20 protein-coding genes are annotated in these 20,465 nt (G+C 46.4%); 11 read left to right on the top strand and 9 right to left on the bottom strand.

The genetic code is table 11. The features are described 5' to 3' along the window. Nucleotides 1-13 precede the first annotated feature (13 nt). Both Q4Q46_RS10465 and Q4Q46_RS10460 read right to left on the bottom strand, forming a co-directional pair. Entirely contained in the window at nt 14-2,098 is a 2,085-nt protein-coding gene (locus Q4Q46_RS10465) for a M13 family metallopeptidase (protein WP_311905908.1), read from the bottom strand. Between the two features lie 263 nt (nt 2,099-2,361). Further along, the gene (locus Q4Q46_RS10460) at nt 2,362-2,916 is read right to left on the bottom strand and encodes a sugar O-acetyltransferase (protein ID WP_012588521.1); all 555 of its coding nucleotides are present in this window, start codon (nt 2,914-2,916) and stop codon (nt 2,362-2,364) included. Between the two features lie 77 nt (nt 2,917-2,993). On the opposite strand from Q4Q46_RS10460, the gene rsuA reads away from it, so the two are divergent. Beyond that, nucleotides 2,994-3,746, top strand: coding sequence for a 16S rRNA pseudouridine(516) synthase RsuA (gene rsuA / locus Q4Q46_RS10455; RefSeq protein WP_311905961.1), 753 nt, complete (start codon nt 2,994-2,996; stop codon nt 3,744-3,746). 77 nt (nt 3,747-3,823) lie between these two features. On the opposite strand, the gene Q4Q46_RS10450 is transcribed toward rsuA, so the two are convergent. From Q4Q46_RS10450 to Q4Q46_RS10440, 3 genes are read right to left on the bottom strand one after another with little or no spacing between them, the layout of a single operon-like run. Next, on the bottom strand, nt 3,824-4,780 hold the full coding sequence (locus tag Q4Q46_RS10450) for a DUF4097 family beta strand repeat-containing protein (protein WP_311905907.1): 957 nt from the start codon (nt 4,778-4,780) through the stop codon (nt 3,824-3,826). Continuing rightward, nucleotides 4,777-5,361, bottom strand: coding sequence for an anti-sigma factor (locus Q4Q46_RS10445; protein ID WP_300479194.1), 585 nt, complete (start codon nt 5,359-5,361; stop codon nt 4,777-4,779). The genes Q4Q46_RS10450 and Q4Q46_RS10445 overlap by 4 nt, the downstream gene beginning before the upstream one ends. Further along, nucleotides 5,361-5,894, bottom strand: a complete 534-nt coding sequence (locus Q4Q46_RS10440) for an RNA polymerase sigma factor (protein ID WP_300479197.1) — start codon at nt 5,892-5,894, stop codon at nt 5,361-5,363. Before Q4Q46_RS10440 ends, Q4Q46_RS10445 begins: the two co-directional genes overlap by 1 nt. Before the next feature lie 437 nt (nt 5,895-6,331). Between Q4Q46_RS10440 and Q4Q46_RS10435 the strand changes: the two genes are divergently transcribed. Further along, nucleotides 6,332-8,194 carry a methyl-accepting chemotaxis protein gene (locus Q4Q46_RS10435; RefSeq protein WP_311905906.1) on the top strand — a complete coding sequence of 621 codons (1,863 nt, stop codon included), beginning with the start codon at nt 6,332-6,334 and terminating at the stop codon, nt 8,192-8,194. Nucleotides 8,195-8,392: 198 nt separating this feature from the next. Here Q4Q46_RS10435 and Q4Q46_RS10430 read toward each other — a convergent pair whose 3' ends face one another. From Q4Q46_RS10430 to lolB, 3 genes are all read right to left on the bottom strand, one after another. Next, entirely contained in the window at nt 8,393-9,340 is a 948-nt protein-coding gene (locus Q4Q46_RS10430) for a ribose-phosphate pyrophosphokinase (RefSeq protein WP_006080255.1), read from the bottom strand. Nucleotides 9,341-9,452: 112 nt separating this feature from the next. Next, complete coding sequence (ispE, locus tag Q4Q46_RS10425; RefSeq protein WP_311905905.1) at nt 9,453-10,307, bottom strand: 4-(cytidine 5'-diphospho)-2-C-methyl-D-erythritol kinase; 855 nt, start codon at nt 10,305-10,307, stop codon at nt 9,453-9,455. Between the two features lies 1 nt (nt 10,308). Continuing rightward, entirely contained in the window at nt 10,309-10,953 is a 645-nt protein-coding gene (gene lolB, locus Q4Q46_RS10420) for a lipoprotein insertase outer membrane protein LolB (protein WP_006080257.1), read from the bottom strand. 253 nt (nt 10,954-11,206) lie between these two features. Here lolB and hemA point away from each other — a divergent pair, with 253 nt between their 5' ends. The 3 genes from hemA to prmC are packed head-to-tail and all read left to right on the top strand — an operon-like array spanning nt 11,207 to nt 14,414. After that, nucleotides 11,207-12,457, top strand: a complete 1,251-nt coding sequence (gene hemA, locus Q4Q46_RS10415; RefSeq protein WP_012090153.1) for a glutamyl-tRNA reductase — start codon at nt 11,207-11,209, stop codon at nt 12,455-12,457. A 14-nt stretch (nt 12,458-12,471) separates the two neighbouring features. Further along, nucleotides 12,472-13,563, top strand: a complete 1,092-nt coding sequence (gene prfA, locus Q4Q46_RS10410) for a peptide chain release factor 1 (protein ID WP_012090152.1) — start codon at nt 12,472-12,474, stop codon at nt 13,561-13,563. 2 nt (nt 13,564-13,565) lie between these two features. Then, entirely contained in the window at nt 13,566-14,414 is an 849-nt protein-coding gene (gene prmC / locus Q4Q46_RS10405; RefSeq protein ID WP_006080260.1) for a peptide chain release factor N(5)-glutamine methyltransferase, read from the top strand. A 135-nt stretch (nt 14,415-14,549) separates the two neighbouring features. On the opposite strand, the gene Q4Q46_RS10400 is transcribed toward prmC, so the two are convergent. After that, a complete protein-coding gene (locus Q4Q46_RS10400) occupies nt 14,550-14,963 on the bottom strand; it encodes a GNAT family N-acetyltransferase (RefSeq protein ID WP_259214898.1) in 414 nt (137 codons plus the stop codon). Nucleotides 14,964-15,082: 119 nt separating this feature from the next. Here Q4Q46_RS10400 and Q4Q46_RS10395 point away from each other — a divergent pair, with 119 nt between their 5' ends. The 6 genes from Q4Q46_RS10395 to Q4Q46_RS10370 all read left to right on the top strand — a co-directional run bounded on the left by Q4Q46_RS10395 (nt 15,083) and on the right by Q4Q46_RS10370 (nt 20,311). Beyond that, nucleotides 15,083-15,478 (top strand): SirB2 family protein, encoded by a 396-nt coding sequence (locus Q4Q46_RS10395; RefSeq protein WP_006080263.1) that lies wholly within the window; start codon nt 15,083-15,085, stop codon nt 15,476-15,478. After that, complete coding sequence (locus tag Q4Q46_RS10390; protein ID WP_006080264.1) at nt 15,478-16,266, top strand: SirB1 family protein; 789 nt, start codon at nt 15,478-15,480, stop codon at nt 16,264-16,266. The genes Q4Q46_RS10395 and Q4Q46_RS10390 overlap by 1 nt, the downstream gene beginning before the upstream one ends. Nucleotides 16,267-16,420: 154 nt before the next feature. Next, entirely contained in the window at nt 16,421-17,668 is a 1,248-nt protein-coding gene (locus Q4Q46_RS10385) for a DUF819 family protein (RefSeq protein WP_014615390.1), read from the top strand. Nucleotides 17,669-17,732: 64 nt separating this feature from the next. Continuing rightward, on the top strand, nt 17,733-18,581 hold the full coding sequence (gene kdsA, locus Q4Q46_RS10380; RefSeq protein ID WP_071938555.1) for a 3-deoxy-8-phosphooctulonate synthase: 849 nt from the start codon (nt 17,733-17,735) through the stop codon (nt 18,579-18,581). A 195-nt stretch (nt 18,582-18,776) separates the two neighbouring features. Then, nucleotides 18,777-19,649 (top strand): DMT family transporter, encoded by an 873-nt coding sequence (locus Q4Q46_RS10375; RefSeq protein WP_311905904.1) that lies wholly within the window; start codon nt 18,777-18,779, stop codon nt 19,647-19,649. A gap of 173 nt (nt 19,650-19,822) precedes the next feature. Continuing rightward, a complete protein-coding gene (locus Q4Q46_RS10370) occupies nt 19,823-20,311 on the top strand; it encodes a CSS-motif domain-containing protein (RefSeq protein ID WP_311905903.1) in 489 nt (162 codons plus the stop codon). Nucleotides 20,312-20,465: the final 154 nt, after the last annotated feature.

Here is a 20,465-nt window from a genome sequence, read left to right as displayed (position 1 = left end):
ATTTAAATCTGGCTTACCAAATTTTTACGCGTTTTTCTGGTGCGATATACATAGCATCACCGGGTTTCACATCATATGTGGTGTAGAACTCAGGCATGTTAGACAGAGCACCCAGAGCGCGGAATTCCGCAGGTGAGTGTGGATCGGTCGCTACGCGGTTACGCATCGCTTCTTCTTTGGCTTTCGCGCGCCAAATTTGAGTGAAACCGATGAAGAAACGTTGATCGCCTGTTAAGCCATCGATGACCGGTGCTTCTTGACCATTGAGTGATTTCTTATAGGCGCGGTATGCGATAGTCACACCTGATAAGTCACCAATGTTCTCACCTAGCGTTAAACCACCGTTGACGTGCAAATCGTCAAACACAAAGTAACCGTCGTATTGTGCAATCAGCGCTTGGCCACGGGCAGAGAACTCTTTCAAGTCTTGCTCAGTCCACCAGTCACGCATGTTGCCTTCGCCATCGAACTTAGCACCTTGGTCGTCGAAACCATGGCCCATTTCGTGACCGATAACGGCACCAATACCACCGTAGTTGACTGCATCATCAGCCGCCAAATTAAAGAATGGTGGTTGCAGAATGGCCGCAGGGAAGACGATTTCGTTCATGGTTGGGTTGTAGTAAGCATTAACCGTTTGTGGGGTCATGTGCCATTCGTCTTTGTCGATTGGCGCGCCCAGTTTGGCTAATGACTTAGCATGTTCAACTTCGCTGGCACGAATAGCGTTACCGATTAAGTCGTCAGCCTTGATGCTCAGCTTGCTGTAATCTTCCCACTTGTTCGGGTAACCGATTTTCGGGTTGAATTTGGCTAACTTATCCGCAGCAGCCACTTTAGTGCTGTCGCTCATCCAGGTTAAATCTTTGATGCTGTCGCCGTAAGCGCCACGAAGGTTTTCCACCAGTGCCTGCATACGGTCTTTGGCTTCAGGCGTGAAGTGACGTTTAACGTACACTTTGCCGACAACTTCACCCAGCATGCCGTTAACAGAGGCTACGCCACGCTTCCAACGCGGTTCTTGCTCTTCTTGGCCGTTTAAGGTTTTAGAGAAGAAATCGAAGTTTTCGTTGTCCAGCGCTTCACTCAAATAGTTCGCCGCATGCGTCAGCACTTGCCATTGCATGTAGGTTTTCCAAGTGGCTAAATCGGTCGTTTTTAAAACCTCGTTCAGACCTTGGATATAGCTAGGCTGGTTAATGATGATGTCGGTTTGCTTGTCTGCGCCAAGCGCTGTTAAGTAGACAGTCCAATCGATATCCGGTGCCAGTGTTGGCAAATCTTTCACTTGATATAGATTGTAGGTTTTAGTGCTGTCGCGGTTTTCAACCACATCCCAATGCTTAGAGGCAATCGCTGTTTCTAGGGCAAGGATAGACTCAGCGCTGGCTTTAGGATTAGCAAGACCAGCAAGAGTAAACATCTTTTCGATGTGAGCGACATACGCTTTACGGATATTAACGAAACGTTCTGACTCGTTAAAATAGTAGTCTTTTTCTGGCAGGCTTAGGCCATATTGATAGAGATGAGTCGCGTAACGGCTAGAGTTTTTCGCATCGATATCGATATAAAATGCTATAGGCGTACCCGCACCAGCGATTTGGCTGTGGGCGAAGTACTTCACTAATTCATTTTTATCTTTTAAGGCATTAATGGCATCGAACTCACCTTGGATTGGTGTCACGCCCAGTTTGTTGAGCGTGTCAGTATCCATAAATGATCGATATAAATCGGCCACTTTTTGCTCATCTGTACCAACGGCCAGATTGGGCGTTGCTGCTACTTCTTCGATAATAGCTTTTACGTCGTCACGTGATTTTTCACGTAAATCGTAGAAAGCGCCAATGCTAGTACGATCGGCTGGGATCTCAGTGTTTTTCAGCCAAGTGCCGTTAACATATTTGTAGAAATCGTCTTGTGGGCGAACCGCTTTATCAAAATTAGCGAATTCAATACCAGAACCCAGTACCTGAGTCACAGCAACTGCGGTGGCTGTTTTAGCGGTTTCAGGTGCTTTAACGTCGGCTGGCTTGTCATTACAGGCAGTAAGGCCTGCGATAAGTGAGGCACACAGTCCCCCAATGAGTACTTTTCTCATGTCGTTTCCTTCGAGTTTATTATTGTGCCCATTATTGGGGCTGTTATTTTTTGCAAAATGGGATTGCTTCAGGCGCAATGAACTATGTTAATGCCTTACTAGGAATCTAAACAAGGTCATTACAGTTTTTATCGCGGATTTATCTTGAGTCATATGTAACTAAAGGTTACCAGTTACAGTCTTAAGCTCATTAGCGGCAAAGTTACCGTATGCAAGCCTTTTCAGGTAAGCGAGTACTTAGCTTTCGCATTTTTTACACGCAATCAAATTAGCAGCCTGATCGGCTTCGCGGGGTTACCTGCGACCACGGTTTTGGCGGCCACATTTTTTGTGACCACAGCACCTGCGCCTATGATGGCGTCATCACCAATAGTGACGCCTGGCATTATGATAGCGCCGCCACCAATCCATACCCGTTTACCGACCTTAATTGCTTTAGCGGTTTCTAAACCTGAGCAACGCAGCTCGGCATCGAGTGGGTGACTCGAGGTATAAAATTGTGCATTGGGGCCGACCATAGTCTGCTCGCCAATAAAAATAGGTGCATTATCCTGCAAGGTGACATTCACATTGATAAACACTTTGTCAGCAAGGGATAGGTTGGCGCCATAACTGATAAAAATCGGCGTGGATATCGTTGCGGCTGGTGATTTATGGGGAATGAGCTGCTGACAGAGTTGGCTGTACTCTGGGGTATCTTGGTCAATCATTTGATTTAATTGTCGATTCAGCCGTTGCTGCTGAGCTCGTAAACTTAATAGTTCGTTGGCAAGGCAATCATATTCTTGGCCTGTGATCATCTTTTGGAATTCAGTCATGTCATCTTTCCCTAGGGTGACTGTCGTTAATGCGTAAGGGCTAAACAGAAACACATAGTGTGCTGAGCAGCAATTCTTTGCCCTTTGAAGTGGTCGGCCTCATAATATGGCAGTTTTCTTTATTGAAGTTGAGTATTGACGTGCGTTTAGACAAATTTATCTGTGAGAGTACCCCACTGACTCGCTCATTAGCGAAAAAAGCCCTGCATCGCGGTGATATCACTTGCGATGGCATAGTCGTCAAAGACTCGGGCTTTAAAGTGACTGAAGGTATGCGTGTTTGTCTCGAGGGCGAGCCTATCGCCTTAGTGGGCGTACGTTATTTAATGCTCAACAAACCGGTCGACACCATTTGTTCAACGATTGATGAAACCTATCCATCGGTATTGAGCTTAGTGGATGTGCCAAAGCCTGAAACCTTGCACATTGCCGGCCGTTTAGATGCCGATACCACAGGGCTAGTGCTGATCACGACCGACGGCCAGTGGTCGCATAAAATCACTTCACCGAAGAAAGAATGCGGTAAACGCTATTTAGTGCAACTCGCCGATCCTGTGGATGCCAGCTTGATTGCAATATTTGCCGCTGGCGTTGAATTACGCGGTGAAGATGGCTTAACTAAGCCTGCATTGCTGGAGATTATTGAGCCGCAATTAGTGCGACTCACCATCACTGAAGGTAAGTACCATCAAGTGAAACGTATGTTTGCTGCGGTGGGCAACCACGTGCAAGGATTGCACCGTGAAAGTGTAGGCCAAATTGAATTAGATCCCGCCTTAGCGCTGGGGGAATGGCGATATTTGACGCCTGAAGAGATAGCTTCAGTCTAACGAGTTTAATATAAAAAAATGCCGCCCGAGTTTGATTTGTGGCGGCATTTTTTATTTGTGCTAACTAGCTTTTATTATTACTGTTTCTTTAAAATCAGATTACCGCTGATGGTATTCATCTTCACGTTTGCTGTGCCAGAGCCTGTTTGAAATGACAACTCGGCGCGTGGCACGTATTTCTGCTTTTTAGGCTCATCTTGGGTTAAGGTGTTTTTGAGCTTGCCACCTGGACCACCGTCTAAGTCAAAGCTGGCATCTGGCATATCGGCAAACGTCACTATGATATCGCCGCTCACACTTTCTAAATTGGCTCTGTTGAAGTTTTTCGCCAGTGATACTTTTGAGTCACCGCTGACGGTTCTGAGTACGATTTCCTTTGCGAGGCTAAAGTTAGCATTCACTTCGCCAGAAACTTGTTCCACCGTGACTTTTTCTGCCTGAGTTTGGCTATTTAAGTCGCCGCTAACGAGGCGATAGTTCATTTCCCCTTTGCTGTCAGTGTCTTGAATCGTGCCGGATACGGTTTCTAATTTGATTTTCCCATCAAGTGCTTTGGTTGTGATATCGCCAGAGACGGTATTTAACTCAGGTTTACCACTGAGGTTGTTAGCTTTGATATCGCCACTGACGGTATTTAAATCGAGTTCACCTTGGGCTTCGGCAACTTGCAGATTCGCTGAAATAGTGTCTGCATTGAGTTTTACTGTTTTTGGTACTTTAATGGTGAGCTGCGAGCCCTTGTCATTATTGCCATTATAGTGGCGAGGCATCTTGTCTTCGATATTCAGACTGTTTCCCTGTTGCTCGAACACAAAACCTTCACTCAATTCATCGAGTGTGCCTGTGACACTGACTTCACTCTTATCCCAGGTTTGAATCGTCACATCGCCGCGCTGGACTTTGATCTGCAATTGGGTGTCGCTGCCAATACTGAGCTGTTTATCAACGCTTTGCGCTGCGAACACATTGCCCATTAAACCTAAATAGAGTGTCGAAACTAATAGACTGGTTTTAGTGAGATTGAGGTTACTCATAGGGTATTTCCTTGTGTCGAGTTTTTAATGGGTAATTTTTGGCCCTGTTGTAATAGGTCGAGCTCACGCTGCTGCACCCAAAGCCAGAGTTGCCAAAGTTGTTTATCGGTTGGATTTGCTTGTAAAGCTTGGTAAATCTGAGTTGCCGCCCGTCTTAGTTCAGCCAAACCTTGCTCAACGGGCGCGCTAAAGCTGCTGGTCTGCCAAGCTAGTGCATTCGTTGTTTGCTCTAGGTTATCCACTTGCACTTGGTGCGATGCTGCAATTTGAGTGAGTAATAACTGTAAGGCCGCATCCCCTGGTTGCGCTGGCATAGCTGAGTTCTGAGCAAGCTCTGTCTGCTGCGTGGTTAATGGATTGAAATAGGGTAACTGGGTATACCCCAATGCCACCAGAAGGATAAAGGAGGCGGCTATTGCCCACAGTCTGCCGTGCTGGGATTGGCGCGTTTGCGACATAAGCGGTTTGTCCATGCGCTTTTCAATGTCCTGCCACAGATCATGGCTGGGCGACATTTCTTTGGGGGCGCTATTGATCAGTTGCTCAAGCTGTTGTTCACGGGAAAGCGGCGTTAACGTCATTACAGCATCTCCTGTAGTAGTTGCTTAGCTCTATGGTATTGGGTCTTGCTAGTACCGACCGCAATGCCAAGTAAGTCAGCGATTTCATCGTGTTGATAACCTTCGATGGCGCAGAGTACGAAGACTATGCGAGCCCGCTGCGGCAGTTTGAAAATCAACTTGTCTAATCCGCTATAACTTTCATCTGAACTCATAGGTTCAGTTTCATTTTCCAGCGGGATAAATCGCGCCCAAAATGATTGTTGTTTACGGATACTGCTCAAGGCTTGATTGACACAAATACTGTGTAACCAAGTGGAAAACTGACTCTCACCTCGAAATTGCGGCAACTTCTGCCACACTAAAATAAAGCATTCTTGGGTAATGTCTTCCGCCATGGTTTTATGACCACAAAGGCGCAGTGATAGGGCATAGATACGTTGGTGATAGTTTTGATACAGCAGTTTAAAGGCGGTTTTGTTTCCTTGGCTGGCTAAGGTGGCCAGTTCAAAGTCAGACATTGCGCTATTGAGTGGGAGTATCCCTGCTGTCACTGTCATTCCCTGCCAATTATTAAGTGTTGTAGTTTTGACGCACTGAATGCAGCAAAAGGTTTGGAGTCGTAAAAAATATATTTTATTAAGATTCATTATTCAGCGTAACATTTTTGTAATCTGTAGTAGAATCCGCGCGAAAATATACAGTTAAGCTTATGAAGTTATTAATTTTATACCAATTGGTATTGTAATATTTTTATCGGCGTTTAAACGGTATCGTTACCAAGGTTAACACGCATTACTTTGTAAAATATGCCGACAGTATCTTGATGAACTAAGCTAGAAATAATGAGGTGCTTTCGATATGTGAGCTTTTAATCAACAAGCTATCAGAGTATTTGATATGAACTTTTCATGTATTGCTACACTGGCGCTGTTAAAGGCTTAATTTGCAGCTATCTTTTTAAGATAGGTTATTTATTCGGGGACTTTCTATGCTAATCCGCTCAAAGTTGTTACTCAGCGCAGCTGTGTCTATTTCGGCATTAGTTGCCATGTTTGGATTACAACTCCATTCAAATTCGGTTAAGTCGGAGCTCTCGCATGCCGCTCAAAGTGTGCTTGAGTTAGAGCGCGATGTATTGATGTTGCGTAAAAACGAAAAGGATTTCTTCGCTCGCAAGGATTTAAAATATGTTGAATTACATAAACAAAGCCACATGGCCATCGACGGTATTGTCCCCGATTTAGAGAAAGTGTTTAAAGATTACGGTGTGTCGACGGCATCGCTTGAAAGTTTTGACAGTAATTTAAATCAGTATCAAGCTGCTTTTTCTGAAGTGGTGCAGCTACAGCAGGAAATTGGCTTAACGCCTAAAACAGGTTTGTACGGCACATTGCGTACGGCGGTGCATAATGTTGAAACGCTGCTGAAGCAATACAATCAGCTCGAACTCGAAGTGGCTATGCTGCAACTGAGACGTAACGAAAAAGATTTTATGCTGCGTCGAGAGCTAAGTTATGTTGAAACCTTCGATGCCAACATTGGCAAGTTTAATGACAAGCTACGTTCATCGAGCTTAGATGCCGATACCCAAAATAAAATTGCAGAGCTTATTACTCAGTATCAGAAAGATTTTAAAAGCTTAACCAATAAAGAGCAGCAACTCGGTTTAACCGAGAAAGATGGCACTATGGCGCGTCTTGTCGCTGCCAACCTACAAATTGAAAGTAGCGCGAATGACTTACATAACCTAGCGCTTAAGGCGATTGATGATGCTGAGAGCAGCAGCGTTAATGTAGGTATTGCTGTGTTTATCTTTATCACGTTGCTGCTATCTATCATTACCTATTTGATTATCCGCAGTATTATCGCCCCGGTTGAGCGCATCACGCAGATCATTGCTCGTATCGAAGTGAGTAAAGATCTGACCTTGAGATGCGATGCATCAACGCAAGATGAACTTGGCGAAATTGCGCAGCATTTCAATAGTATGGTGAGTAGCTTCCAGCAATTGATTGAGCAAGTGATTGAGTCAGTCGCGACAATTAACACCTCCTGTAAGCGCGTATCCGAAAATGCCATGCTTGCCTCTGAAGGCGTAGGTCAACAGCTCAATGAGACTGATATGGTTGCAACGGCGATAACAGAAATGGGCGCAACCATTGACGAAATTGCTAAAACAACTGAGTTAGCGGCATCAAAAGCGGGTCAGACCCACGATAATGCGCAAAGCGGCCAATTAGAAGTTGAGCAAACGATTCATAAAATCCAGTCACTTGCTGAGCAGCTCAATAGCTCGGCTGCGGTCGTTAATGAGCTGGAACGTGACAGCGAGACAATCGGTAGCGTGTTAGATGTGATCCGCGGTATTGCTGAGCAGACCAACCTCTTGGCCTTGAATGCGGCGATTGAAGCGGCGCGTGCGGGTGAGCAGGGTCGTGGTTTTGCCGTGGTTGCCGATGAAGTGCGTAACTTAGCGATGCGGACTCAATCGTCAACCCAAGAGATTGCGAACATTATTCAGACCTTACAGACGCGTACTCGCTCGATTGTGCAATTGATGGAATCGAGTCAAAAACAAGGTGTTGAGAGTGCGGAGCAAGCGGCGAGTGCCGGTGCCTTACTCAAGCTTATAAATACAGATGTGCGTAACATCATGGACATGAGTACTCAAATTGCCGCGGCGATTGAAGAGCAAAGCATGGTGGCGGCAGAAGTGAATAAGAACGTGGTGGTGATCCGCGATATCGCCGAAGAATCCTCCCATGCGGCCGATGCCAATGCGTCGGCATCGGATGAGCTGAAAGCGCAGGCTGAATTCTTATTCCGTGCAGTCAGTAATTTTAAAATCTAATATTTAAAAGCCAATGCTAATCTGATGAGCAAAAGCTAGCTTAGAAAATACACTAACAAAAACGCACTCCGAGGAGTGCGTTTTTATGTCTGAGTGATTAGCTCTGCAAGCTTAGTTATTCGTTAAAACAGCACACTGTGCATCGGAACCACTCAGATTAGTCAGAACGTTCAGTGACTACTATGAGTGACGGAACAGTTAGTGACGGAACATGGCAGAAATAGACTCTTCGTTGCTTACGCGACGAATTGCCTCAGCCAGTACCGCAGACATAGTTAACTGAGTTACTTTAGCCACTTTCAACATTTCTGGGCTTAAAGGAACAGTGTCAGTCACAATCACTTCATCAATCACTGAGTTAGCGATATTTTCAGCCGCTTTGCCAGAGAACACTGGGTGAGTTGCGTAAGCAAATACGCGGTTCGCACCATGTTCTTTTAAGGCTTCAGCCGCTTTACACAGAGTGCCGCCTGTGTCGATCATATCGTCAACGATAATGCAGTCACGACCTTGAACATCACCAATGATGTGCATAACTTGCGCAACGTTCGCTTGTGGGCGACGTTTATCAATGATCGCTAAATCAGAATCATCCAACAGTTTTGCTACTGCGCGAGCGCGAACAACACCACCGATGTCTGGAGAAACAACGACTGGATTATCTAAGTTCTTCGCTAACATATCCTCTAGTAGCACTGGGCTACCAAATACGTTATCAACAGGAACGTCGAAGAAACCTTGAATTTGCTCAGCGTGCAGGTCACAGGTCAGAACGCGGTCAACACCCACGCTAGACAGGAAATCGGCAACGACTTTTGCAGTAATCGGTACACGGGCGCTACGAACGCGACGGTCTTGACGAGCATAACCAAAGTAAGGAATAACGGCTGTGATACGGCCAGCAGATGCACGGCGCAGCGCGTCAACCATCACGATGAGTTCCATCAGGTTGTCGTTTGTCGGCGCGCAAGTGGATTGGATGATGAACACATCGGCCCCACGTACATTTTCGTTAATTTGGACACTGATTTCACCATCGCTGAAACGACCAACCACTGCGTCTCCGAGTTTGCAAAATAGACGATCGGCTATCTTTTTAGCGAGACTGGGGGTGGCGTTCCCAGCAAAGAGCTTGATGTCGGGCACTGTATGAACCTCAGGCGTTTGCTTTATATTTTAGTGGCTAGAGTAACGACGATGTAGGGACGGGAGGAACCCGAGGCGTTATCGTTAAGTGGTTACTCTAGAAGAAAGTAGTTTAAGGGTGATTGAGTCGCGTGATGAGCGGCGAAATATTCATCCCTTGTGCAACAAATCCTTGCATTTCAGACGGTAATTTCGCCAAGGCTGCGAGAGCTTGTTGCTGTTGTGTGAATTCCCCGAACACGCATGCGCCTGTTCCTGTCATTCTCGACGGCGCATATTCTAGCAGCCAGCCTAATGCCTTGGCAACTTGAGGGTATTTAGAAACGACGAGTTTTTGGCAATCATTTGCCCAAGGTTGGCTCATTAAGGTATCTATGGCCAGTTTCGGGGTATCACGCGGTAAAAGTGGATCTTGGAATACTTCAGCGGTGGAAACATGCGCATCGGGAGCTATGACTAAGTACCAAGGCTCACTCGGATTTACCGCTTGTAAGCGTTCACCTACACCTTCGGCAAAAGCGGCGAAACCATGAATAAAAACAGGAATATCGGCACCCAATTTAAGGCCGATTCTTGCCAATTCTTCGGTTAATAATTGGGTATGCCATAACGTGTTCAATGCCACTAATGTGGTTGCTGCATCGGACGAGCCGCCACCTAAACCGCCGCCCATGGGCAGTCGTTTATCTAGCCAGATCTCAGCGCCGCCTTTAAAGCCTGTGGTTTGCTGTAATGATTTTGCGGCTCGCAGAATTAAGTTATCGCTGTCAGCGACAACGCCCGACATATTGGAGTGCAAAATCAGTTCAGGGGTTTCAGTGACCTTAAAATCGAGCATGTCGCAGCAATCGATAAACTGAAACAAGGTTTGCAGTTCGTGGTAACCGTCGGCACGGCGGCCATTAATGTGTAAAAACAAGTTGAGCTTGGCTGGCGCAGGCCAATTGCGGGAAATTGCAGCGGGCATCTTAAGGTTGTTCTCCGACTAAGATCGCGGGCTTGCCAAGAGCTTGCCATTGATTCAGTTGTAGTTTGAGTTGTAAATCGCCACGTTCAAGCTTTAATTGATGGGGCACACTGGCGCCGCTCTGGGATTGCCAACTTAAAAATGCGACCTGCCAAGGTGGCGGGGTTTGAGTATTGGTTAGCTGTTTAGGTTTGCCTTGGCTATCGCGTACGATGACCTGATCATTGGGGCCAACTTGGCCTGTGATCCACAAAGGTAAATCGGCCAAGGGGATCGACCAACCGCTGACACGCTCAAGTAAACGTTGGGCATTATCGTCGCGAAAGTCTTTGCCATCGATATGCAAATGGGCCGAGTTCGGGGTTGAGTTAAGCGTCAACACCGTCGTACCTAGCATAGTGGTGAGTGTCAGTTCGTCGCGATCTTCACTGTGGCGCCAGTAGATATTAGCGCTGAGCTTATCGTCAGGGGTTTTTATCGCCAGTTTACCCTGTAATTCCCAAGCGGTTGCTTGGCGCGCATCCGTGACTGTGATTGGGCTTAGGTCAGTCATCGGCGGCAAGGTTTCACACCCCGCCAGCAAGAGTAGGGCGCTTAAGGTAAAACAAGAGAAAATGGTTTTTGTGAGGCGCTTCAAATTATTCATCTATGACTGATATACCAAAGTCCTTATGATACGAGGGCTTGGAAAGAATACCAATGCCAAACGTAAAATTTCCATCGGCGGTCACTTAGATTTGCTCCTTCGGGGCAAATCCTGCCTTACCTATCATTGATAGAAAATTTAGGTAAGAAGTTAGACCTTTATTCGGTTTTGTTAAGCGTATTCTGTTTTTAGTTGGGCCGATTCAGTAGAATGCCCTTATTAAGAGAGTCGCCAAGAATCTAGAAAGAGTCAGATGAGCCTTGTAGCAATCGGTATTAACCATAAAACAGCCACGGTAGACCTGCGTGAGAAAGTTGCCTTCTCTCCGGACAAAATTCATGACGCTATGAAGAGTCTGGCCAGTCGTACACGCTCAGGTGAAGCCGTTATTGTCTCGACCTGTAACCGCACTGAGTTGTATTGCAACAACGGCGATGAGGCCGATATTATTGCGTGGCTTGAAGAATATCACGGCCTTGATCATAAGGACGTCGCGCCTTGTCTCTATAATTATCACGGTCAGGATGCCGTCAGGCATTTGATGCGTGTGGCCTCTGGGCTCGATTCGTTGATCTTGGGTGAACCGCAAATTCTCGGCCAAGTAAAACAAGCATTCGTTAAGGCCAAAGAGGCTGGAACTGTTGCACTAACAATAGACAGACTCTTTCAAAATACCTTTTCTGTCGCCAAAAAAGTCCGTACCGACACTGAAATCGGCGCCGCCGCAGTGTCTGTGGCATTTGCCGCGGTGAGCATGGCGAAACATATTTTCTCGTCGATATCGACCACAAAAGTGCTGTTGATTGGTGCTGGTGAAACTATAGAGCTGGTTGCTAAACATCTTAAAGACAACGGCGTGGCGTCTATGGTCGTAGCAAACCGGACGTTAGAGCGCGCCCAAGGCATGTGTGAGGAGTTTGGCGCAACAGCAATTACACTGGCACAGATACCAGATTATCTCCCAAAAGCCGATATCGTGATATCCTCTACCGCCAGCCCTCTGCCTATCTTAGGTAAAGGCATGGTCGAAAAAGCGCTAAAGCAGCGTCGCCATCAACCTATGTTATTGGTTGATATAGCAGTTCCCCGGGATATTGAGCCGGAAGTCGCCGATTTGGATGACGCGTTTCTGTATACAGTGGACGACCTGCATAGCATTATTGAACAGAATATGGCTTCTCGAAAAGAAGCCGCCGAGCAAGCTGAAGTAATTACTGAAGAACAATCTTTCCTATTTATGGATTGGATCCGTTCTTTAGAGTCGGTCGACAGTATTCGCGAGTATCGCAGCCAGAGCATGGCGGTAAAAGATGAGTTAGTAGAACGTGCCCTGAATAAACTAGCCCAGGGCTCAGACACTGAGCAGGTATTGATTGAACTAGCCAATCGCCTGACCAATAAACTTATCCACGCACCGACACAGGCCCTCACGGCAGCGAGTCGTCAGGGCGATTTGAATACTCTCGGTCAGTTAAGATCAGCGCTTGGATTAGATAAACACTAAGGTTAGCGAGTTAAATGAAGGAATCCGTTATCCGCAAGCTGGAAGGCTTGCTCGAGCGCAATGAAGAAGTCATGGCTTTGCTGGGTGATGCTAGCGTCATTTCTGATCAAGACAGGTTTCGTGCGTTATCGAAAGAATATGCCCAGTTAGAAGACGTTGTTGCTGGCTTTAAAGCCTATCAGCAAGCGCAGGCTGATCTTGATTCTGCCAAAGAAATGCTGGAAGAAGACGATGCAGAAATGCGCGAAATGGCGCAGGAAGAGATGAAAGCCGCTAAGGCCAAACTCGAGCATCTTGAAGATGAACTGCAAATTCTTTTACTGCCAAAAGATCCCGACGACGATAAAAACGCCTTCGTTGAGATCCGCGCAGGTGCAGGCGGTGATGAAGCCGCGATTTTCGCGGGCGATTTGTTCCGCATGTACAGCCGTTATGCCGAAGCAAATCGCTGGCAGATTGAAATTATGAGCTGTAACGAAGGCGAACATGGTGGCTTTAAAGAAGTGATCATGAAGGTGAGCGGTGAAGGCGTATACGGCAAACTTAAGTTTGAATCCGGCGGTCACCGCGTACAACGTGTGCCAGAAACCGAATCCCAAGGTCGTGTGCATACTTCTGCGGTGACTGTGGTTGTACTGCATGAAGTACCTGAAGCGGAAGCGATTTCAATCAATCCTGCCGATCTGAAAGTCGATACTTTCCGTTCATCGGGTGCGGGTGGTCAGCACGTTAACAAAACTGATTCTGCCATTCGTATTACCCACATTCCAACAGGGATAGTGGTGGAATGCCAAGATCAACGCTCGCAACATAAGAACCGTGCCCAAGCCATGAGTGTTCTGGCCGCACGTATTCAAGCTGTTGAAGACGAAAAACGCCGTAGCGCCGAAGAATCGACCCGTCGTAGTCTGGTTGCCAGTGGTGATCGCTCCGAACGTGTACGTACTTACAACTTCCCGCAAGGCCGCGTGAGCGAACACCGCATCAACTTGACCTTATATCGCTTGAACGAAGTAATGGAAGGCGATCTCGATGCTATTTTATTGCCTCTGATGCAAGAGCATCAAGCCGATCAGTTAGCCGCACTGGCTGACGAGCAGGGATAGTTTTGTCAGATCAATCTAGCATAGCCGAAGCCCTGCAATGGGCTTATGTGCAGTTAGCATCAACCTCTGAATCCGCTCATCTGGATGCAGAGGTTTTGTTGTTATATTGCCTCAATAAAAGTCGCAGCTATTTATATACTTGGCCTGAAAAATCCCTGACGGTTGAGCAGTGGAAACGCTTCCAGCAAATGGTACAGAAACGCCAAAAGGGCGTGCCTGTGGCACATATTGTCGGTGAGCGCGAATTTTGGTCACTGCCTTTTATCGTCAACGACACGACTTTGATCCCGCGTCCCGACACGGAAATTCTGGTCGAAACCGCCTTGAATATGCCGCTTTCTACCTACGCTAAAGTGCTCGATTTAGGTACAGGCACTGGGGCCATTGCGCTGGCGTTAGCGTCTGAGCGTGAGTCTTGGCAAATCACGGCGGTTGATAAAGTCGATGATGCCGTGGCTTTGGCTATCGCGAACCGTGAGAACTTAAAGCTGCCGCAGGTCGATATTCTTCAAAGTGATTGGTTTAGCGCGGTAAAGTCGCGTGACTTTGACTTAATCGTCTCAAATCCGCCCTATATTGATGAGACTGACGAACACTTACACCAAGGTGACGTGCGTTTCGAGCCCCAAAGCGCGTTAACCGCCGCCGAGGAAGGCTTTGCCGATCTGTATTATATTGCCAACACTGCCCGAGATTACTTAAAGCCTAACGGCTATATCCTGCTCGAGCATGGCTTCGAACAGGCGGTAAGACTCAGAGCTAAGCTTATCGAACTGGGCTATGAGAATGTCGCTACAGTGCGAGACTTTGGCAGCAATGACAGATGTACTATGGGTAAATGGGCGGAATAACGCGCTGCTTTAAGTGAAGATATTTATCCAGTTATACCGATTTAACGAACGCCATTGGTTATCGCCAATGGCGTTTTTGTTTTCTAAATAATCACCTTAAGCAGATGTTAAGGTGACGATCGCAAACCTTAAACATCACAACGCTTTCACCATAAAGAATTTACTGCCGGTTTCTGGGTAGGCTTGTTGTATCCATTGCACGCGATAGCCGTGGCGCTCATAAAAGGGCTTAGCTTGGAAATCTAAAGTATCGAGTAGGGCAAATTGGCAGCCGCGCGCTTTTGCTTGGCTTTCGGCTTCTAATAGCAAGCGCGTGCCGATTTTTTGGTGTCTTAGGGCGTCATCGACCCACAGATACTCGATTAACAACCAATAGCCGAAGGTTTTGCCGCTTATTCCTGCTAACAGTTTACCTTCGGCGTCTTGTAATTTGATGCCGAGATTCTTACGGCTAAGCCCTTGCCATTGGGCTTGGTTAAATTCGACAATTTTTTGTTTTACGGCATCGGCGAACTCGGTTGATTCATCGTTAATTAAGCTTAAATTCATCGTCTCTTCTCGTTTGATTTTTTATGATGTTAGCTCTGACTATCTAGGCTGATAGGCATTGGTATGCCGTCACGGATTAGGGTAAACTAGCGCCTTTGTCACTGGCCATAAGTATCGTAATGGAAACTTTTTACAGTCTATATCCTGCGGTTAAACATCTGCATTTTACCTTTATCGCGTTGAGCGTGTTGCTGCTTACCGTGCGCTTTGTCCTGCATCTGCGCCAATCGGCTTTGATGGAGAAGAAACTGCTCAAGATAGCGCCCCATGTTATCGACACTTTCTTACTGCTGTCGGGCTTAACTCTGTGTTTTATGATCCAGCAATTTCCTTTTGTCGATCCTTGGATGACCGAAAAAATCGGTGCTGTGGTTGCCTATATTGTACTAGGCGCGATTGCTATAAAGGCGAACAGAAACAAGTTGTTCAAAGTGTTTGCTTACTTAGGCGCGATAGGCTGGTTGGTTTATGCTGCTAAATTGGCTCATTTTAAACAAGCGGTATTATTGGGTTAATGGGTAACTACACTCTGCAAGATGGCATTTCATTGCCCGAGTCGGCATTGGATGTAGGTGCGCACCTTGGATTTTCTAAACTAGAAGCCGCTAAATGGGCTTGGTTTGAAATGGCGGGAGCCGTATTAAGTCATTACTTGGTTGACCAACAACAGCGTTTTAATGCGCTGTTACATTGGTTTTACGAGGATTTAGGCTTTTGTGTCCGCGATAATTACTTTAGTACTGAGGCAGCGGATTTAGGCACTTGCTTGATTAGCCGCCAAGGCAATAGCACTACGCTGGCAACTGTCTTGATGTTACTGGCAAAACAGTTAGATCTTGAGCTTGAACCGATATTGCTACCCGGCAATACGGTGCTGCGTTGCAAGATTGCCGGTGAAGTGAGTTATCTGGACCCTTTGACGGGCAAGGAGCTCAGCCGTCACCAGTTGCATGTGTTAGTGCGCGGCGAGTTAGGTAATGCGGCCGAGCTTAAGGCGAGTTACTTAAAACCTGCAACGGTGAAAAAACTGCTGACGCGTATGCTGCATGAGCTAAAAGCCGGTTGCATAGTGTCGCATCAATTTGAGGCGGCGATGGAATGTTGCAGTCTGCTGTTGCAATGGCATAGCGATGATGTGCACCTCAATCGTGAGCGAGCCTTTATCGCGCAGCAGCTGGGTTGTATCAATGTGGCCGCTGCTGATTTGCAGCATTTTGTCGATAACAGCCCCCACGACCCCGTGATCGAAATCGTGAAGATGCAGCTCAAAGAATTAAACGAGCATGCCGAGATTTACCATTAAAGCAGAGCCTTTCGGGGCTCTTCTTATTTATCAACTGTTCAATCCAATCAGCAAAAATAATAACACTGGGCAGATGAAAGTTTGACCCAGGGACTTAAAGGTTAAGTCTCTAATAAAAATAAAATAATAACTGTATTAACAGGGAGAAATTAGCATGACAAGCACGGCTTTAGTGACGAACGATGCCACGGCGTTAGGGATACTCGCGACAATTCTAGGTTTTGTATTTTATACCAGTAGCAGTAGTCATCCTTTTTGGCAGAAGTTTTATCGTTTCATTCCCGCCCTTTTATTGTGTTATTTCTTGCCCTCTTTATTGAATACCTTTGGGGTGATCGACGGTAATACCTCACAGCTGTACTTTGTGGCGTCACGTTATTTACTGCCAGCGTGTTTAGTCTTATTAATTTTAAGCGTTGATTTAAAAGCTATTTTAAGTTTAGGGCCGAAAGCCTTAATCATGTTTTTAACCGGCACTGTCGGTATCGTCATCGGTGGCCCAATTGCTTTGCTGTTAGTGTCGATCATCGAGCCCTCTTTGATTGGGGTCGATGGTCCCGATGCGGTTTGGCGCGGCATGACGACTTTAGCCGGAAGCTGGATTGGTGGCGGCGCAAACCAAGCAGCGATGAAAGAAATCTATGCGGTAGGTGGCAATATTTTCTCTGTGATGGTGACAGTCGATGTGATTGTCGCCAATATCTGGATGGCCGTATTGTTGTTTATGGCCTCAAAGGCGAAAGAGATTGATGCCAGAACGGGTGCCGATACCTCAGCAATTGAAGCGTTAAAAGATAAAGTAGAAAAGTATCACGCTGAAAATGCCCGCATTCCTAATCTGCGCGATCTTATGCTGATTGTCGCCGTTGGCTTTGGTATCACAGGTATTGCCCATATGGCCGCCGATTTCCTTGGACCATTTTTTGAAGCGAACTACCCTTGGACCGAAGATTACAGCTTAACCTCTAAGTTCTTCTGGTTAGTGGTGATAGTCACAACCATTGGTTTGGCTATGTCCTTCAGCCCTGTGCGCCATTTAGAGGCGGCGGGGGCATCAAAAGTGGCGTCGGCCTTCCTTTACATCTTAGTGGCGACGATTGGTCTGCACATGGATGTGAGTAAAGTGCTCGACACGCCTCTGTACTTTTTAGTGGGCATTATTTGGATGTTAGTGCACGCCGGCTTTATGTTATTGGTGGCTAAGTTGATTAAAGCCCCGCTGTTTTACATGGCCGTGGGTAGCCAAGCAAATGTCGGCGGTGCGGCATCTGCCCCTGTTGTTGCTGCGGCATTTCACCCCGCTTTAGCGCCTGTTGGTGTGTTGTTAGCCGTATTTGGTTATGCGTTAGGGACTTACATGGCGTGGCTCTGTGGTCAACTTTTACAGCTAGTTGCAGCATAGCGGCCTTAGCCCTATATTCAGTTCATCGCTGGGAAAGGTTCCAGCATTTTAGAGAGAAGTTGCGATGAGTAATAAAATCATAAACCTAGGTTCAATCGAGATTGCTAACGATAAACCTTTCGTGTTGTTTGGTGGCATGAACGTGCTTGAGTCTCGCGATCTCGCTATGTCGATTGCTGAAACCTACGCCGAAGTGACCCAAAAACTGGGTATTCCTTATGTGTTTAAGGCGTCCTTTGATAAGGCGAATCGCTCTTCAATCAACTCTTACCGCGGCCCAGGTATGGAAGAAGGTTTGAAGATTTTTGAAGAAATCAAAAAGACCTTTAACTTACCTTTGATCACTGACGTGCATGAAGTGCACCAGTGTGCACCTGTTGCTGAAGTGGTTGATATCATTCAGTTGCCAGCATTCTTGGCCCGTCAGACAGATCTGGTTGTCGCTATGGCAAAAACCGGCGCTATCATTAACGTGAAAAAGCCACAGTTTTTAGCGCCGCACGAAATGCGCCACATCATCACTAAGTTTAACGAAGCGGGTAATGACGAGATCATCCTGTGTGAACGTGGTTCAAGCTTCGGCTATAACAACTTAGTCGTTGATATGTTGGGCATGGATGAGATGAAACAATCTGGTTACCCTGTCATTTTCGATGCGACCCATGCGCTGCAACGTCCAGGTGGCCGTGCCGATTCTGCGGGCGGGCGTCGTGCTCAAGCGACCGAGTTAGCGCGCAGCGGTATGGCGCTAGGTTTAGCGGGTCTATTCATTGAAGCGCATCCCGATCCTGATAACGCTAAGTGCGACGGCCCATGTGCGCTGCCTTTGCATCAGTTAGAAAATTATCTGAAGCAGATGAAAGCAATCGATGATTTGGTTAAGTCTTTCGATCCCATCGATACCAGCAAGTAATCGCAAGCTAAGACTTAATGAATTAGTGACTTAGTGATTAAATCTCAAAGCCCCGACTCGTTCGGGGCTTTGTTTTTCAGCAGAAACAATTAGACTGCCATCACCCCATGGCTATCTGAAACATGAATGTTTTTATGATGAGGCTTGCCTTACTCTCGTCTCTATTGCCGACCTCATTCTTTAGGGAATACCTACATGTGGATCTTATTAACTTTGCTGGCGGCATTTATGCAGGCTTGGCGTAATGCGTTTCAAAGCCAACTGAGTAAAGAGGTGAGTGTTGCGGGCGTGACCTTGGCGCGTTTTATTTGGGCAGGGCCTATTGCTGCCGTGTATCTAGCAGGTTTATATCTTTGGCAGGATGTCGGTATCCCCGATTTTAGCGGCCGTTTTATCGGTTTTATTTTAGGTGCATCGGCGATGCAAATCCTAGCAACAGGCTTGATGGTAAAACTGTTCAAGCAACAGAACTTTGCCATTGGGGCAGGGCTAGCAAAGAGCGAAGCTGTCGTTGCGGCGATATTAGGGACAGTATTTTTCGGCACTCATTTATCGCCATTAGGTTGGTCGGGTGTGTTGCTGGGTGGTGTGGCGATTTTTTTGATGAGTGCCAAACAAGGTCTTCGAAGTCTGTCGCTCAATACGGTATTGATTGGTTTAGCCTGTGGAACTTCGTTTGCGCTGACATCGCTCTGGGTGCGGGAGGCGAGTTTGTGTTTGAATATCGGCTTTCCCCATAGCGCCGCTTGGGTGCTGTTATTCGTGATCAGCTTACAGACGCTGTTGTTAGTCAGTTATCTGTTACTCAAGGATAAATCCACACTGACAGCGTTATGGCAGCGTCCCAAGCTAACTTTACTTACCAGTACCGCCAGTTGTTTAGGTTCTATCGGCTGGTTTAGTGCTATGTCGCTGCAGGCTGTGCCTTATGTTAAAACCTTAGGCCAAGTTGAAGTCTTCTTTATGATCTTGATTGCCACCTTTTGGCTGAAGGAAAAAGTGAAGATAAAAGATATGCTTGGATTAGTGCTTATCGCTATCGCCGCTATTTTGGTGATGTGGGAGTAGATTAAAACTCATTGATGTCATACTGGTTTTTTATACTAGAATAAAACTCGATTTAGCCAGTTTATATCAAGCTGATATGAACTGAGATACAAACATATACATACCTTGCCGCTTAGATTTTGATACCATTTTTAACCGAGTGCTGTGCGAGTTAAGGAACTAAACAGAGAACTATGCGAAAAAAGTTAGCAAAATTAAATCTACCATTATGGCAATGGCTGGCAGTCATATTGTTTCCAATTGGAATTGCTGTTGTCGCAAGTTATCTCTCTGCACAGTATTTTTTTGAAGATAAAGTAAAAGGTGTGGGAGCTATTTATGTAGGCCACATAGATACGTTGATCTCTCATGCCGATGAAATCAGCCATTATGCATTGGCGCTGAAGGACACTGAGTGCCAAGAGTTACACAACTATATGTTGTTCCAACCCTACTTTCGCTCGGCTTTACTATATGATTCGCACCGTGTTTATTGCTCATCTAAAACAGGTGATATCGACGTTCCTTTAGGTATAGTCAGTACCACTGAAAATCTTGAAATACCTAACCAGTTTATTATTGGCGGCACGCCTTTTATGCCTGAGGTGCCTGCGATAGTGGCATCAAACTGGGAACCGATATCTAAGCACGGCGCAGCTGTGATTATTGAAGGGAAATATTAGTAGATTCCTTTGTACAGCCCGATGTGTTCCCTAGCGCTGTTGTGAATGTTGCTTTAGCAATCAATGGTAAAACGATTCCAGAGTCACTCGGATTTATGAAAAATGAGGTGATGACGCTCGATTCTGATAAGCACAATTTTTCAGTGTTACTAGG

It is taken from the genome of Shewanella vaxholmensis (assembly GCF_031932135.1).
Lineage (GTDB): Bacteria > Pseudomonadota > Gammaproteobacteria > Enterobacterales > Shewanellaceae > Shewanella > Shewanella hafniensis.
The sequence above is the reverse complement of the archived record's forward strand: the minus strand, read 5'-3'. Positions and strand labels throughout refer to the sequence as shown.